General features: G+C 54.0%; 12 protein-coding genes. 4 read left to right on the forward strand and 8 right to left on the reverse strand.

All coding sequences use genetic code 11. The features are described from left to right. Positions 1 to 166: 166 nt before the first annotated feature. The 3 genes from treC to treR all read right to left on the reverse strand — a co-directional run bounded on the left by treC (position 167) and on the right by treR (position 4,364). On the reverse strand, positions 167 to 1,810 hold the full coding sequence (treC, locus tag CWS43_RS17450; protein ID WP_101078358.1) for an alpha,alpha-phosphotrehalase: 1,644 nt from the start codon (positions 1,808 to 1,810) through the stop codon (positions 167 to 169). A gap of 29 nt (positions 1,811 to 1,839) precedes the next feature. Next, a complete protein-coding gene (gene treB / locus CWS43_RS17455) occupies positions 1,840 to 3,258 on the reverse strand; it encodes a PTS trehalose transporter subunit IIBC (RefSeq protein WP_101078359.1) in 1,419 nt (472 codons plus the stop codon). 155 nt (positions 3,259 to 3,413) lie between these two features. Next, positions 3,414 to 4,364 (reverse strand): trehalose operon repressor TreR, encoded by a 951-nt coding sequence (gene treR / locus CWS43_RS17460; RefSeq protein WP_198555861.1) that lies wholly within the window; start codon positions 4,362 to 4,364, stop codon positions 3,414 to 3,416. 367 nt (positions 4,365 to 4,731) lie between these two features. Between treR and mgtA the strand changes: the two genes are divergently transcribed. The 3 genes from mgtA (at position 4,732) to CWS43_RS17475 (ending at position 8,745) form a co-directional block, all read left to right on the forward strand. Further along, the gene (gene mgtA / locus CWS43_RS17465) at positions 4,732 to 7,434 is read left to right on the forward strand and encodes a magnesium-translocating P-type ATPase (RefSeq protein WP_101078361.1); all 2,703 of its coding nucleotides are present in this window, start codon (positions 4,732 to 4,734) and stop codon (positions 7,432 to 7,434) included. Positions 7,435 to 7,745: 311 nt separating this feature from the next. Then, positions 7,746 to 8,231 carry an Hcp family type VI secretion system effector gene (locus CWS43_RS17470; RefSeq protein ID WP_101078362.1) on the forward strand — a complete coding sequence of 162 codons (486 nt, stop codon included), beginning with the start codon at positions 7,746 to 7,748 and terminating at the stop codon, positions 8,229 to 8,231. A gap of 40 nt (positions 8,232 to 8,271) precedes the next feature. Then, positions 8,272 to 8,745, forward strand: a complete 474-nt coding sequence (locus tag CWS43_RS17475; protein WP_101078363.1) for a hypothetical protein — start codon at positions 8,272 to 8,274, stop codon at positions 8,743 to 8,745. Positions 8,746 to 8,798: 53 nt separating this feature from the next. Here the strand turns inward: CWS43_RS17475 and CWS43_RS17480 are convergent, their stop codons facing one another. From CWS43_RS17480 to CWS43_RS17495, 4 genes are all read right to left on the reverse strand, one after another. Beyond that, the gene (locus CWS43_RS17480; protein ID WP_101078521.1) at positions 8,799 to 9,767 is read right to left on the reverse strand and encodes a TerC family protein; all 969 of its coding nucleotides are present in this window, start codon (positions 9,765 to 9,767) and stop codon (positions 8,799 to 8,801) included. A gap of 415 nt (positions 9,768 to 10,182) precedes the next feature. Then, the gene (locus CWS43_RS17485; RefSeq protein ID WP_101078364.1) at positions 10,183 to 10,929 is read right to left on the reverse strand and encodes a glutamine amidotransferase; all 747 of its coding nucleotides are present in this window, start codon (positions 10,927 to 10,929) and stop codon (positions 10,183 to 10,185) included. 27 nt (positions 10,930 to 10,956) lie between these two features. Then, positions 10,957 to 11,943 (reverse strand): Gfo/Idh/MocA family protein, encoded by a 987-nt coding sequence (locus CWS43_RS17490; protein ID WP_101078365.1) that lies wholly within the window; start codon positions 11,941 to 11,943, stop codon positions 10,957 to 10,959. A gap of 155 nt (positions 11,944 to 12,098) precedes the next feature. Beyond that, the gene (locus CWS43_RS17495) at positions 12,099 to 12,605 is read right to left on the reverse strand and encodes a M48 family metallopeptidase (RefSeq protein ID WP_101078366.1); all 507 of its coding nucleotides are present in this window, start codon (positions 12,603 to 12,605) and stop codon (positions 12,099 to 12,101) included. Between the two features lie 171 nt (positions 12,606 to 12,776). Between CWS43_RS17495 and rlmG the strand changes: the two genes are divergently transcribed. Beyond that, positions 12,777 to 13,928 (forward strand): 23S rRNA (guanine(1835)-N(2))-methyltransferase RlmG, encoded by a 1,152-nt coding sequence (gene rlmG, locus CWS43_RS17500; RefSeq protein ID WP_101078367.1) that lies wholly within the window; start codon positions 12,777 to 12,779, stop codon positions 13,926 to 13,928. Between the two features lie 60 nt (positions 13,929 to 13,988). On the opposite strand, the gene CWS43_RS17505 is transcribed toward rlmG, so the two are convergent. After that, positions 13,989 to 16,025, reverse strand: coding sequence for an NADPH-dependent 2,4-dienoyl-CoA reductase (locus CWS43_RS17505; RefSeq protein WP_101078368.1), 2,037 nt, complete (start codon positions 16,023 to 16,025; stop codon positions 13,989 to 13,991). Between the last annotated feature and the right edge of the window lie 348 nt (positions 16,026 to 16,373).

The raw sequence follows: 16,373 nt of genomic DNA on the forward strand, positions 1-16,373 counted from the left end.
TAATTGTCATTTTATTGACCTGAAACAAAGAATTTTTTTGTCGGAAGAATAGGTGAACAAATGTAAATTTTGGCCTGTTTTTTGCGTATTGTTTTTTAAGGAGATGCCTAAAAAACAAACGGGTCAGCCACTGATGTGACTGACCCGACAGATGTGAATATTCAGATTATTCGAGAAGTTGCCAGCGGCATTCGTAAGGACGAAGGCTGTCTGAAACCGTTGCATCGCCATAGTTGCCCAGCAGCGTTTTGCCTGCGAAATCAGGCAGACTGGCGGCCTGATTTTCACCGCTCAGATTCGCCATCACCTGCAACGTTTGCCCGTTTGCCTTGCGCTGGTAACACCACAACTGCGGGTGCTCCGGCAGCAGATCCTGATAATCCCCGTGAGTCAGCACCGGCACGGTTTTGCGCAGCTGAATCAGTTGCTGATAAAGATAAAACACAGAGTTTTTATCTGCCAGCGCCTGTTCAGTGTTGATGTCTTTTACATTATGGCTGACCGAAATCCACGGCGTGCCGGTGGTGAAGCCGCCCTGATCGCCGTCGTTCCATTGCATCGGCGTCCGGCTGTTATCACGGGATTTTCGCGCCAGGATCCGCAGCAGTTCTTCGTTGCTGCGCCCGTCGGATTTCAGTTCAGCAAACATGTTCAGGCTTTCCACATCGCGGTACTGTTCGAGATGTTTAAAGCCCGGATTGGTCATGCCGATCTCTTCGCCCTGATAAATGTACGGCGTACCCTGCAAACCGTGCAGCACCATCGCCAGCATCTTCGCGGACGTTTCGCGCAGCGCGCCCTCATCGCCAAAGCGCGAGACAATGCGCGGCTGATCGTGATTACACCAGAACAGCGCGTTCCAGGCGTGGCCGTGCATTCCCTGTTGCCATTCGCGGAAAATCTGCTTGAGCTGCACGAAATCCGGCGGCGCGTCCGTCCATTTTTCACCGTTAGGATAATCGACTTTCAGGTGATGGAAGTTAAACGTCATCGACAATTCGCTGCCATCGTTGGCGGCGTAGCGGCGGCAATGTTCCAGTTTTGTCGATGACATTTCACCGACGGTCATCAGCCCGAGCGGCTTGAAAACGTCCCGGCTAAACTCTTGCAGGAATTCGTGAATACGCGGGCCGTCGGTGTAAAAACGGCGGCCATCGCCGGTGTCGTCCGCCGGGAAATCCTGCTGTTTGGACACCAGATTGATCACATCCAGACGCAAACCATCGACGCCCTTATCGGCCCAGAACTGGCAGACTTTTTTCAGCGCCTCGCGCACCGGCGGGTATTCCCAGTTGAGATCCGCCTGCTCGGTGGCGAACAGGTGCAGATAATATTGTCCGCTGTTTTCGTGCCACGCCCACGCGCCGCCGCCAAATTTTGAACGCCAGTTATTCGGCGGCCCGCCTTCCGGCGCACTGTCGCGCCAGATGTAAAACGGACGGAAAACGCTGGCCGGAACCTGCGACTGGCGGAACCATTCGTGGTGCGTCGAGGTGTGGTTAAACACCATGTCCATGACGATGCGGATACCGCGCTGATGCGCCTCGCGGGTCAGGCGCTCGAAATCTTCCAGCGTGCCGTAAGCCGGGTCAATCGCGCAGTAATCGGCCACGTCATAGCCGTTATCAATCTGTGGCGACAGGTACACCGGCGTCAGCCACAGCGCGTCAACGCCCAGCGTTTTCAGGTAATCCAGGCGCTGCGTGATGCCGTTGATATCGCCGGTACCGCTGCCCGTGGTGTCCTGAAAACTCTTCGGGTAAATCTGGTAAATCACGCCGTTTTTCCACCACGGCAATTCGCTGCTCATCGCATTTTCCTTATTCAACATCTGTTTCTTCACACCGCCGCCAGCTCGCCGCGGCGGGCTTTACGCTGATAAACCAGAACGGTCAGGATGATTGGGATCACAATCGCCACCAGCATCGCCAGCGCGTAGATACTCCAGAACTGCGGTTTGATGGACAAAATGCCCGGCAGGCCACCGACGCCGATGCCGTTTGCCGTCACGCCAAACAGGCCGCAGATAAGCCCGGCGAAAGCTGACCCGATCATCGCGCAGAGCATCGGGAAGCGGTATTTCAGGTTGATCCCGTACATCGCCGGTTCGGTCACGCCGAGGAACGCGGAGATGGCGGCAGGCACGGAAATTTCACGCTCGTTGTGTTTACGGCTGACGATAATGACGCCGACAACGGCCGCGGCCTGCGCAATGTTGGACAGGGCGATCAGCGGCCAGACCGGCGTTCCGCCGGTGCTCTGTACCATCTGCATGTCGATGGCGAGCGTGGTCTGATGTACACCGGTGATCACCAGCGGCGCATACAGGAAACCAAACAGCGCGGCACCGACTGGCGCGAGGCTGCCGGTCATCACGAATTTCACCGCAAAGGCCACGCCGTCGCCGATCATGCGGCCAAACGGCCCGATCAGCGTGTGCGCCAGGAAGACGGCAACAATCAGCGACGTGACCGGCACAATCACCAGATACAGGTAATTCGGCACGATGCGTTTCAGGCCATTTTCAATCATCGCCAGCGCCATACCGGCGAGAACGGAAGGAATAACCTGCGCCTGATAACCGACTTTTTCGATGGTGAACCAGCCGAAATTCCACACTTCAGGAATTTGCTGGCCAAGGTTGTAGGAGTTCATCAGCTGTGGCGAAACCAGCGTGATCCCCAGCACGATGCCGAGAATTTCCGTTCCGCCCATTTTCTTCACGGTTGACCAGCACACGGCCACCGGCAGGAACATAAACACCGCTTCGCCCAGCAACCACAGGAAGTCGTAAATGGATTGCCAGAGCGGGTGCATCTGCGCCAGCGTCTGTCCGCCGCTCATCGGAATATCGCCGATAACGTTACGGAAACCGAGGATCAGACCGCCGCTGATCAGCGCCGGTAACAGCGGGAAGAAGATTTCAGCGAAATGCGAAATACTGCGTTCGAACCAGCTCATATTCTGGCGTGCGGCCACTTTCGCCTGCTCTTTGCCGGCTTCGCTTTTGCCGGTGCTGGCGATCAGCACTTTGTAGTAATCGTCCACTTCCGGGCCGATGACGACCTGAAACTGACCGGCGTTGGTGAAACAACCTTTCACCATCGGCAGGGTTTCGAGGCCCTTCGGATCCGCTTTGGACGGGTCATTGAGGACAAAGCGAAGACGCGTGATGCAGTGAGTCACCATGGCGATATTGTCACTGCCGCCCACGAGGGCGATCAGCTGATCAACATCCTGTTGTTTTACCTTACTCATAGGAGGTGGCCTTTTATAGGTATGCGTAAATTTGTCGTTGAGGTAGGGAACGGTTCAAGCATAGCGAAGCCGGTGGGAACTTGTCCGGGAACGTTCCCGGTTTTGCCGGGAAGATCACAAAGTTTCTGTTATTCAGAAAACCAAAGAGGGGAAAATCAGACGGCGAGCTGGCCGGGAATAATCAGCTGTTGCAGCGTCGCGGAACCGTCGAGCTGCGCCAGAAGCTGCTTCGCGGCGGCTTCTCCACCCGCACCATAGCCGAGTTCAACCGACAGGGATTGCGGAAACAGGAAATGCAGCAACGGGTTATTCCCGATACCGCAAACCTGTACGCCACGGATTTGCTGCTGTTGCAGATATTTCTGCGCGCCAATCGCAATGGTATCGGAGGCGCAAATTACCGCCTGAATATCGCGGTCAAGCAACTGCGGGATCAGCTCAAAACCGCTCTGGTAGGTGAGTTCGCCCAGCGCAATGTGCGGCGTGAGGTGATGTTCCTGACAAAAAACCCGGTACGCCTCGCTGCGGCGTTGCCCGGTGGTGGTGTCGTGCGGTGAAACGCCGATAAAGCCAACCGACCGGATATCCTGCGCCAGCAATTTTTGCATCAGCAGTTGCACCGCGCCCGCATCGTCGTAGCAGACCGAAGATAAACCCGGCATATCGCGCGCCAGCATCACCAGCTTATCTTTCCACGGTGTCAGCATTTGCGCCGACAATCCGGTAAAACCAAACAACACCACGCCGTCGATATTGCGCTGCTTCAGCACCTGCAAATGCTCTTTCACGCGTTCGGCGCTGAACTGACTTTCCAGAACAATCGGATCGTATCCCTGCTGATAAAACAACGGCAGCATGGCGCGCACCGCCTGATTCTCAGAAGGGGAATCCAGACGCGAAACGATAATTGCCACAATTTTGTCGCTGAAACCGCGCATGGCGCGTGCCGATTTTGACGGGCTGAAATGCTCCTGCTCAATCACCTGCAAAACGCGCTCACGGGTTTGCGGGCTGACATTGCCTTCATTATTCAGCACGCGCGATACCGTGGATTTTCCAACGCCGCTCAGGCGGGCAATGTCATTGATGGTCAGGCGATTTTGCATAGTTATTTTGTATGGTTGTTTGATGAATGATTAATAACTTGATCAGGTTTAATTTTGGTTGCACTTCACAGGCGTATACTGCGCGAATTATCGAAGGTATATCCACTTATTCCTGATTACCCTAACGGATTTTCCTGCCCGACGGCTATGAATTTCCAAACTGTTCCTTACCGGAGGTGAAAACCTGATGGAACCCGACCCCAATTCTGTAGGTCCGTTGTGATCCGGTAAGCACCCGCCTTTGCTGCTGCTTGCCGTGACGTTATCTGGTGAGCAGTGGTGCACGTTTTTTTTCGTTCGCCCTGTTTTTATAAAATCCTTTTGCCATGCTTGTGGCGGTTTTGCCGTGGGCGAAACAAAGGTGCGAATGATGTTCAAAAATATAACTTCCCGGCTGCTCAATGCGCTCAGCCGCAATCTTCCGCGTCGTTTAGTTCGTCGCGACCCGATGCTCGAAACCGTTCCGGGCCGCGCCGCACAGGCGGTGCCTGCGGCGATGGCAGCGCATTGTCAGGCCTGTGCCCGTGCAACCGAAGACCAGCTTTACCTGCAATTTGCCAGCCATCCTGAAGGGCTGACGGAGCAGGAAGCTGAGACAATCCGTGAAGTCTCCGGCCTGAATCAGACCGGCGATCAGCAACCTGCGCCTTGGTGGCTGCACCTGTGGCACTGCTACCGCAACCCGTTCAATTTGCTGCTGACCGTGCTCGGCATGGTGTCTTACGCCACCGACGATCTGACCGCCGCGCTGGTCATCGGCGCGATGGTGTTTATCTCGACGTTCATGCACTTCATCCAGGAAGCGCGTTCCAACAAAGCGGCCGATGCGCTGAAAGCGATGGTCAGCAACACCGCGACCGTGCTGCGCAGCGACGCGCAAACCTGCCGCAGTGAAACGGTCGAAATTGCCATCAGCCAGCTGGTGCCGGGCGATCTGATTAAGCTGTCGGCGGGCGATATGATCCCGGCGGATTTGCGTATTCTCTCCGCCAAGGATCTGTTTATCAGCCAGGCGGCGCTGACCGGTGAATCCCTGCCGGTGGAAAAACACGCCTGCGAAAAGAAACCCATTGCTAACGATCCGCTTGAACTGAATACCCTGTGCTTTATGGGCACCAACGTGGTGAGCGGCACGGCGATAGCGATGGTGATTGCGACCGGCAACAAAACCTGGTTCGGCCAGCTTGCCGAGCGCGTGGTGCAGGAAGATACCCAGCCGAACGCTTTCCAGGCGGGCATCAGCAAAGTCAGCTGGCTGCTGATCCGCTTTATGATGGTGATGACGCCCGTCGTTCTGGTGATCAACGGCTACACCAAAGGCGACTGGTGGGAGGCGGCGCTGTTTGCGCTGTCCGTCGCGGTCGGGCTGACGCCTGAAATGCTGCCGATGATTGTGACGTCCACACTGGCGAAAGGGGCGGTGAAACTGTCGCGCCAGAAAGTCATCGTCAAACGTCTGGACGCGATCCAGAACTTCGGCGCGATGGACATTCTCTGTACCGACAAAACCGGCACGCTGACGCAGGATAAAATCGTCCTCGAACGCCACACCGACGTGCTTGGCGTGACCAGCGATGACGTGCTGCACCTGGCGTGGCTGAACAGCCATTACCAGACCGGCCTGAAAAACCTGCTCGACGTGGCGGTGCTGGAAGCCGGTGATGCCAGTCAGGCGCACAATTCCCTGAAAGTTGATGAAATCCCGTTTGATTTCGACCGCCGCCGGATGTCCGTGGTGGTGGCAGAAAACGACCAGAATCACCGTCTGATTTGCAAAGGTGCGCTGGAAGAAATGCTGTCGATTTGTACGCTGGTGCAGCTCAACGGTGAGATTGTTCCGCTGACCGATGTGCTGCTCGGGCGCATTCGCCGCATCACCGACGACCTCAATCAGCAGGGGCTGCGTGTAGTCGCGGTGGCGCACAAAGTCATGCCTTCCCGCACGCAAGGCTACGGCGTAACGGACGAATCCAGCCTGATTCTGGCCGGCTATATCGCGTTCCTCGATCCGCCAAAAGAGAGCACTGCACCGGCGCTGGAAGCCCTGCAACGCAAAGGCGTGACCGTCAAAATTCTCACCGGCGACAACCCGCTGGTGGCGCGTAAAGTCTGCAAAGACGTCGGCTTAAAGGCAGATAACGTACTGATTGGCAGTGATATCGACGAACTCGACGACGTACAGCTGTTACACGTTGCCCGCGAAACCACGGTATTTGCCAAACTCACGCCGATGCACAAAGAACGCATCGTGCGCGTGCTGCGCGGTGAAGGGCATGTGGTCGGATTTATGGGCGACGGCATCAACGACGCACCGGCGCTGCGTGCGGCAGATATCGGTATTTCCGTGGATTCTGCGGTGGATATCGCTAAAGAGGCCGCCGATATTATCCTGCTGGAAAAAAGCCTGATGGTGCTGGAGCAGGGCGTGACGGAAGGGCGCAGAACGTTCGCCAACATGCTGAAATACATCAAAATGACCGCCAGTTCTAACTTCGGTAACGTCTTCAGCGTGCTGGTTGCCAGTGCCTTCCTGCCGTTCCTGCCGATGTTGCCGCTGCATCTGTTAATTCAGAACCTGATTTACGATGTGTCTCAGGTGGCGATCCCGTTTGATAACGTCGATGAGGAACAGCTGGCAAAACCCCAGCGCTGGAACGCCGGGGATATCGGCCGCTTTATGGTGTTCTTCGGGCCGATCAGCTCCGTATTCGACATCCTGACGTTCAGCCTGATGTGGTGGGTCTTTAAAGCCAATACCGTTGAAGCGCAGACGCTGTTCCAGTCCGGCTGGTTCATTGAAGGGTTGCTGTCGCAGACGCTGATCGTCCACATGATCCGCACGCGCAAGGTGCCGTTCATCCAGAGCCGCGCGTCCTGGCCGCTGTGCATCATGACGCTGATGGTGGTGGTTACCGGTATCGCGCTGATCTACTCGCCGGTCGCCGGATTCCTGCAATTGCAGGCGCTGCCGCTGAGCTACTTCCCATGGCTCATCGCGATCCTGGCCGGTTATATGGTGCTGACGCAGTGCGTGAAAGGCTGGTTTGTACGCCGTTACGGCTGGCAGTAATTTTAATTATTAAACATAAAGACGACGGTTGTTAACTCACCCGCCGTCTTTTTTTGCATCAAGTTAACAGCCTTACTCGCGCTACTCAGCCATACTGATTTATATGAATGTTTACATGATTATTTATACATTTTTATTATTCAATTGCTTGTTTTATTAATTATTTTATAAACATCCCCTTTGATTTTAATATTAATCTGACATATTTTACCCCCCCAGATGAAACGATTATTTATTCATTTGCATTTATCTTAAATGCTTTATACATACTTAGAGAAGCATCACTCATATTAATATATTGGAGCAATGGAATGGCGATCCCTTCTTATCTGTGGTTGAAAGATGATGGCGGTAATAACATCAAAGGTTCTGTTGACGTTTCCGGACGTGAAGGAAGTATTGAGATCATAGAGTTTGCGCATTCGCTTTCCTCACCCATTGACGGTAATACAGGGAAAATAACGGGTTTACGTAAACACAGCCCGATGATTGTAGTAAAAGAATTTGATATGTCATCACCCTATCTATACAAAGCTGTGAGCTCAGGCCAGACGCTCAAATCGGCTGAAGTAAAGTGGTACCAAATAAACGATGCCGGGCAGGAAGTCGAATATTTTAATATGTTCCTTGAAAATGTAAGAATTGCTTCGGTTTCCCCCCTCATGCATAACATAAAAAATAGTGCGACTGAGAAATTCAATCATATGGAAAGCCTCCAACTTACTTACGAAAAAGTTACCTGGACTTTTAAAGATGGGAATATCAGTCATTCAGATAGCTGGATTGAAAATCGCTAACCAGCCTGATATTTGATCAATTTCATCAATGGAGGATCGTATGCCAGATGATAGAATTACCTACCGGGCAGATACCCGTGCGCCGTCAGAAATATTTATATCAGGTTTTACGCCACGCTTTGCAGGTGGAATAAAAATTCATGACGGTGGCCAGGTATTAGGTGGGGTTTCCACATCGAAAGAACTGCCTATTGCGATGAAATATGCCGCGATGTACGAAGGATATGTTTATGCCGTCAGGGCAAAGGGTGTCGACGTTTTACAGCATATGATCACAAGCCGGGCATCAAATGGAGCCATTGCCAATGCGATGACGCAGATGGAAATACACTGCGAAATTATTTCCCCAATCAATGTTCTTGCAGCAAGGAAAGCGATTGTTGTTGATAGCGGTATAAGATTATCTGGTGCGCTGGAGATTAATCCTCTCAATACACATGCGCCAGAAATTGCTTTGATAACGATGGTGATGTCCACGGATATGATAGTGGACATTCCTCATAACCATCGCTGAACGCAAAATCCGGGCGGGAATTACCGCCCGGGCTAATAAGGGTATCGCCTGGTTTATTTGGTAAGCTTTTTACGGTCGTTACGACGGTTCACCCAGGTGTTGATGAGCAGGGTGATAATCAGAATCGACGCGATCACACCGAGCGAAATCCCTACCGGAATGTGGAACACGTCGAGCAGCAGCATCTTGATACCAATGAAGATCAGGATCACAGCCAGACCGTATTTCAGCATGGAGAAACGTTCCGCCACGCCCGCCAGCAAGAAGTACATCGCACGCAGGCCGAGGATCGCGAACAGGTTAGACGTCAGCACGATGAACGGGTCGGTGGTCACGGCGAAGATGGCCGGAATACTGTCTACCGCGAAAATCACGTCGCTGAGTTCAACCATAATCAGCACCAGCAGCAGCGGTGTGGCGAACAAGATACCGTTGCGGCGTACGAAGAATTTCTCGCCCTGCAAATCGTCGGTCATACGCATCTTACTGCGCAGCCAGCGGATCATCGGTTTCTCGCCCACTTCGCCGTCATCGTCTTTCGCCAGCGCCATCTTGATACCGGTGAACAGCAGGAACGCGCCGAACACGTACAGGATCCAGCTAAATTGTCCGACCAGCCAGCTGCCTGCGAAAATCATACCGGTACGCAGGACGATTGCGCCGAGCACGCCGTAAACCAGCACGCGGCGTTGCAGATTGGCCGGTATTGAGAAGTAGCTGAACAGAATCAGCCAGACGAAGACGTTATCGACCGCCAGCGCTTTTTCCAGCAGATAGCCGGTCAGGAACATGGTCGCTTTGGCGTCCGCCACTTCGCGGCCAAACTCGCCGTTGAGATACCACCAGAAGCCGAAGTTAAACAACAGCGACAGGCCAATCCACACCAGCGACCACATTGCGGCGCTTTTCATGGTCATGGTTTGCGCGCCTTTGCGGCCCTGCAACAGCAGGTCGAAAGCGAGCATAATAATCACTACCACGGCAAAAGAGCCCCAGAGAATCGGGTTGCCTACGGAGTTCATCATCGGTTTATCCTCGAAAAAACATCAAAAAAAAACGGCCAGCGTCGGAAGACGTTAGCCGCTCTCTCTGAGCTATAAGCAAACCTCGCCTTCCGGCAAGGTCTCACTTACAACCCGTTTTCTCATCATCCTTCAAGCTGCAGGGGTGTTGGCTGCGTTTGCTCACCCGAATCACTGACCAATGTCAGCTCACGGGATTCGCACACTTGCCGCCTACCTGCAACTCGAATGATTTCGAGAAAACTATCAATTAGATTCGTGGGTTGCCTCGGTAACCGGGTGGCTGAGACGGCGCTTAAGCGCGGGTCCAGACACCGTAATGACGATTATCCGACGAAGAAGTTACTCCCCTTTGCGATCCGGAAAATAATACAAAATGTATCCGCTGTCAAACATTCAGAAACATTATGGTTCATTATCCCGCCAGTGCCTGGCGTTTGCCGAGTGCGCTGACGAACGCCAGTAACAACCCGCGGCTGAGCGGTGTTTCGCTAAGGTGCAGAGCCTGACCGGCAAAGTCGACGCTGTCGTCTTCGGCAATCGATCCGAGCCATGACAGATACGTTTTCATCACCGCCAGACTGAATTCCGGGTGGAATTGCGTGCTCACCGCGTTCGGCCCGTAGCGCAGGATCTGATGCGGATCGTGCAGCGTTTTGGCTAAAACGGTGGCCGTCGCCGGCGGCGTGATGACGGTTTGCAGATGGATCAGGTTCGCCGCAAACTGCGCCGGAAGCTGTGAAACCAGAGGATCGAGATGTCCGGCGGGCGTCAGCGTGACTTCGTGCGTGCCGACTTCAATGCCCTGCGGATGGTAATCCACTTCGCCGCCCAGTGCGTAAGCCATCAGCTGATGGCCGTAACAGGCACCGAACATCGGTAATTCCTGCAGCATGCCCAGACGCACCCAGTCGGCGGCTTCTTCGCTCCATGCCAGATGCTCCGTCACCATGCTGCGCGAACCGGTGATAATGGCTCCGCAGTAATTTTCCGGCGGCAGCGGGCGCTCACCGGCCTGTAAATCCACAATCACAACCTGCTGCGGGTCAATATCGCCCTGACGGATAAACATCTGCGGGAAATTATCGTGCACACGACGGATAGGATCGGGCGCATTGCCGGTCTGTAAAATCAGCAGAGGTTTCTGGCTGGGTGCAATCATCTGTTACTCCCGAATTTAAGATAATGATTAAGGTCGGCTGTCTGCCGGGAACACTACACCCGTCTGACGACGGATTTCCGTCAGTACTTTGGCGGTGATGCGTGAGACTTCCAGCCCCGGGTGCGTGACAAACTGGTTATCCACCAGAATCGCAAAAGTTTCCGCTTCATACAGCATGGTATTAATGTGCTGTGGTTGGGTCAGATCCAGCTTCTGGCCACCGCGCGGGGTCAGGCTGAGTGTCTGACACTCGGACAGTTTCTCCATCTGCAGCGTGCCTTCTTCGCCCTGAATTTCACTGGGTAAAAGAGAATCGCTGATTTTGGAATGGTTAATTACCACTTCGAAATCATCCGCATAAGACAAAATCACCGTACCCTGGCCGTCGACGCCGCTTTCCAGCAGGACGGCGGTAGCGGTCACGGATTTCGGCTCGCCGAACAGCGAAATGGCGCTCGCCAGGCAGTAATAACCAATATCCATAATCGACCCGTTAGAAAACGCCGGGTTGAAAGTATTCGGGTTTTCACCGGCCAGATAGCGCGGATAACGTGATGAATACTGGCAGTAATTCAGGATGGCTTTGCGTAGCGTACCGATACGGCTGAGCGCGCCTTTCATGTGCAGGAAATTCGGCAGATAGGCTGTTTTAAACGCCTCAAACAGCACGACGTTATTTTCTTTCGCGCAGGCAATCAGGCTTTCGGCTTCTGCCAGATTGGAGGCCAGCGGTTTCTCGCAAATGACGTGTTTTTTATGGCTGAGAAACAGCAGGGATTGCGGGCAGTGCAGGGAATTCGGGCTGGCGATATACACCGCATCAATGAGGTCGGACGCGGCCATTTCCTCAAGTGAATCAAAATAATGATCGACCGGATAATCCTCGCCGAGCTTTTTCGCGCCTTCCAGCGTGCGGGAGTAAATCGCGGTCAGCTTCATTTTGCCGCTTTCGTGCGCGGCATCAATAAAACGCTGGGTGATCCAGTTGGTGCCAATTACCGCAAAGCGAATCATAAGTTCTCCGGTAATCCCCTTCATCCTTCAAGCTGCCTCTGCGTTGGCCGCCTTCGCGAACCCCGGTCACATACTGATGTATGCTCCCGGGGAATTCACTCAGTTGCCGCCTTGATGCAGCTCGAATGATTTGGGGATGGGTTGAGTAATACTAATTATTGGTACAACTTGCCGAATATTTCCAGATGCGTCAGGTACATGCGCGTATCAAATTCTAACTGATGATAGTCCGGCGTCATGTGGCAGCAAAGGCTGTAGAACGCTTTGTTATGTTCTTTTTCTTTCAGGTGCGCGAGTTCGTGAACCACGATCATTTTGAGGAAAGCTTCCGGCGCGCTTTTAAAAACGGTGGCGACGCGGATTTCTGCTTTGGCTTTCAGCTTGCCGCCCTGAATGCGGGAAATGGCGGTGTGCAGCCCCAGCGCGTGTTTCATCACATGGATTTTATTGTCATATGCCACTTTACTTAACGGTGATGAACTGCGTAAAAACTGGTTTTTCAGGTCGAGAGTATACTGATAAAGCGATTTGTCGGTGGTCAGTTCGTGCGGCTCGGGATAGCGCGTCAGCAACACTTTACCTAAACGCTCCTGGTCGATTAACTGGCGCACCTGAGCCTGAAGTTGCTCGGGATAGCCTTGCAGATAGGTCAATTCAGGCATAACTGTTTGCTTTGTCTCTTATTGCCGGGGAAAAGGTGCCGGATCGTTAAGCGTGGTTTTTGGCACGATCGCTGCGATCAGGCAGATAAACCCCTTTTTAACTGAAAAAACAATTTACTGATAGCCCAAATTAGGGGATAAACAGCGCAAATTGAATATTGAGGAGGGCCAATGAGCCAATTCGAAACTGAAGCAGGTGGTCAGTTACTGCAACTGAGTCTGGAGCGTTACCCGCTGGAAGAGGCGGCAACGCAGTTACAGGCATGGGAAGCGGCCGATGAATATCTGCTGCAAACCCTGAACACCGAGACGCTCAACGGCCGTCCGCTGCTGATTTTCAACGATGCTTTTGGCGCGCTGGCTTGCGCGTTACAGGAATTTAATCCGACCAGCATTAATGATTCGTTCATGAGCCAGCTGGCGACGCGCCACAATCTGCGCATTAATGGGTTTGATGAAGACAACGTGGCGGCGCAAAGCAGCCTGGTACCGTTGCCGATCAATCCGGGGCTGGTGGTCATTAAAGTGCCAAAAACGCTGGCACTGCTCGAGCAGCAACTGCTGGCGCTGCGTGAAGTGGTTACAGCGGATACGCAAATTATCGCTGGCGCCAAAGCCCGTGATATTCACACCTCAACGCTGCAACTGTTCGAGAAAATCCTCGGCCCGACCAAAACCAGCCTGGCGTGGAAAAAAGCGCGTCTGATCCATTGTGAAGCGACATTGCCAGCACAAACGTCTGAGCCAGTGATTTCTGAATGGGCGCTGGACGACAGTGAATTCCGCATTTCCAACCACGCGAACGTATTCTCACGCGGCGGGCTGGATATAGGCGCGCGCTTCTTTATGCAACATCTGCCGGAAGGTATTGAAGGACGCATGGCGGATCTGGGCTGTGGTAACGGCGTGATCGGCATGACCGCGCTGGCGCTGAATCCGGATGCTGAAATGCTGTTTGTCGATGAGTCTTACATGGCGGTGGAATCGAGCCGTCTGAACGTTGAAAACAACTTGCCGCAAGATCTGAACCGCTGTCATTTCGAAGTGAACAACATGCTCGCAGGCGTTGAACGTGAAACGCTCCACGCCGTGCTGTGTAACCCACCGTTCCATCAGGGCACGGTCATCAGCGATGACACCGCGTGGCGGATGTTCTGCGACGCCAAACGTTGCCTGCAAACCGGCGGCGAGCTGCGCATCGTCGGCAACCGTCATCTGGATTACTACCAGAAGCTGCGTCGCCTCTTCGGCAACTGCACAACCATCGCCACCAACCAAAAGTTCGTGATCCTGCGCGCGGTAAAAACGGCGGCTCAGCATTGATTTAAGCCAGCACCTATGAAAAAGCCGCTCTCGCGGCTTTTTTTTCGACTGAATAGTCCCTCAGATCTCCAGCGCCAGTTTCGTTCCCTGACCGATAGCGCGCCGTGCATCCAGCTCTACCGCGACGTCCGCGCCGCCAATCAGATGCACGGTTTTTCCGGCGTCCACCAACGGCTGATACAGCGCGCGCTGCGGCTCCTGTCCTGCGCAGATAATGATGTTATCCACTTCCAGGCACACCGGTGCGCCATTCATTATGAGGTGCAAACCCGCGTCATCAATGCGTTCGTAACTGACGCCGCTTTGCATTTTTACGCCGCGCTGTAACAGGCTGGCGCGGTGGATCCAGCCGGTGGTTTTACCCAATCCCGCGCCGATTTTGGTGGATTTACGTTGCAGCAAAACGATATCGCGTGCGGCAGGTTCCGGCTGCGGGCCTTGTGGTGCAAGGCCGCCGCGTTGCGTCAGCGACCGATCAATGCCCCATTCATGGCTGAACGCGCTGCTGCTCAGGCTCGATGACGGGCCGTTGTGTATGAGGTATTCGGCGGTATCAAAACCAATTCCGCCTGCGCCGATAATCGCCACCCGCTGGCCGACAGGTTTTTTATCGCGCAGGACGTCGAGATAAGACATCACGCGCGGATGGTGGATCCCCGGAATATCCGGCAGGCGCGGCGAAATTCCGCAGGCGAGGATCACTTCGTCATAACCGTTAAGCTGGCTGGCATTCACGGTTTCACCGAGACGCAAGGTGACCCCAAGCAGTGTCAGCTGGCGCGAGTAGTAGCGCAGTGTCTGATAAAATTCCTCTTTGCCGGGGATTTGTTTGGCGACATTAAACTGGCCGCCGATTTCGGTATTGGCGTCAAACAGCGTGACGTGATGCCCGCGGCTGGCGGCGGTGGTCGCAAAGGCCAGACCGGCCGGGCCAGAGCCGACCACCGCGAGGCGTTTGAAATGCTGCGCACGCACGACCGGCATTTGTGTTTCATGGCAGGCGCGCGGATTCACCAGACAGGACGTCACTTCGCCTGCAAAAATCTGATCCAGACACGCCTGATTGCAGCCGATACAGGTATTGATTTCATCGGCGCGGCCCTGAGCAGCTTTCTCGACAAACGCCGGATCGGCAAGGAACGGGCGTGCCATCGACACCATATCCGCGCAGCCTCCGGCGAGGATTCTCTCTGCGACGTCAGGGTCGTTGATGCGGTTAGTGGTGATGAGCGGGATGCCGACTTTGCCCATGAGTTTTTGCGTCACCCAGCTGAACGCGCCGCGCGGTACCATCGTGGCGATGGTCGGAATACGCGCCTCGTGCCAGCCAATGCCGGTATTGATAATGCTGGCACCGGCCTGTTCGATGCGCTGCGCCAGCATTTCGACCTCCTGCCAGTCTGAGCCTTCCTCGACCAGATCCAGCATTGATAAGCGGTAAATAATGATGAATTCCTGCCCGCAAATCTGACGCACGCGACGGACGGCTTCCGTGGCAAAACGCATTCTGTTTTCGACGCCGCCCCCCCAGCGGTCGGTGCGATGGTTGGTGCGGGCGGTGAGAAACTGATTAATCAGGTAGCCTTCCGAGCCCATGATCTCCACACCGTCATAACCCGATTCTTTCGCCAACTGCGCGCAGCGTGCAAAATCCTCCAGCGTCGATTCGATTTCTTCTTCGCTCAGTGCATGCGGCGTGAAGCGGTTAATCGGCGCCTGAAGTGCCGAAGGTGCGACGGGATGGGGCTGGTAGCTGTAACGCCCTGCGTGGAGTATTTGTAGCGCAATTTTCCCACCGGCTGCATGCACGGCATCAGTTACCACGCGGTGATGCGTGATGTGTTGCTGTTCCGCCAGAACCGAACCGCCGTGATAAACGACGCCCTGCGCATTCGGCGAAATCCCGCCGGTGACAATCAGCCCGACGCCCGCCGCCGCGCGTTCGGCATAAAAGGCCGCCAGACGCTCCGGCCCGTCTTCCAGCTCCTCAAGCCCGGTGTGCATGGAACCCATCAGCACGCGGTTTTTCAGCTGCGTAAAACCTAAATCCAGGGGGGCCAGCAGGTGCGGGTAAAACGGCAACGCGCGTTCAGTCATGGAATTCTCTTGAGTGGTCGGAGGAGATGACTTCAATTTAGCCGCTGGCAGGGCAATTGGAAAGTTAGTGTGCGACGACTGTGATACGTATCACTCTGGGGAAATCCCTGAGGATTAATTAACTATTACACATATTATTAATCGCAGTTCTTTAATTAGATGGCGTTATTCAGGGGGGAAGAAAACAGCATAAGATAGCAGATAAAATAATTATTTCTTTGTTTTTACACAATATTGAATGAGCGCAGGTTGTTTATTTTTAACATTTTTTTATTAGGCAGTCGCAGTTAGGATTATTTTTATAAAACGATCTCGAATCGATTCAGTTCGGGTTAGAGCTGGACTAGG

Origin of the sequence: Rahnella sp. AA (assembly GCF_002834385.1) — a bacterium.
Taxonomy (GTDB): Bacteria; Pseudomonadota; Gammaproteobacteria; order Enterobacterales; family Enterobacteriaceae; genus Rahnella.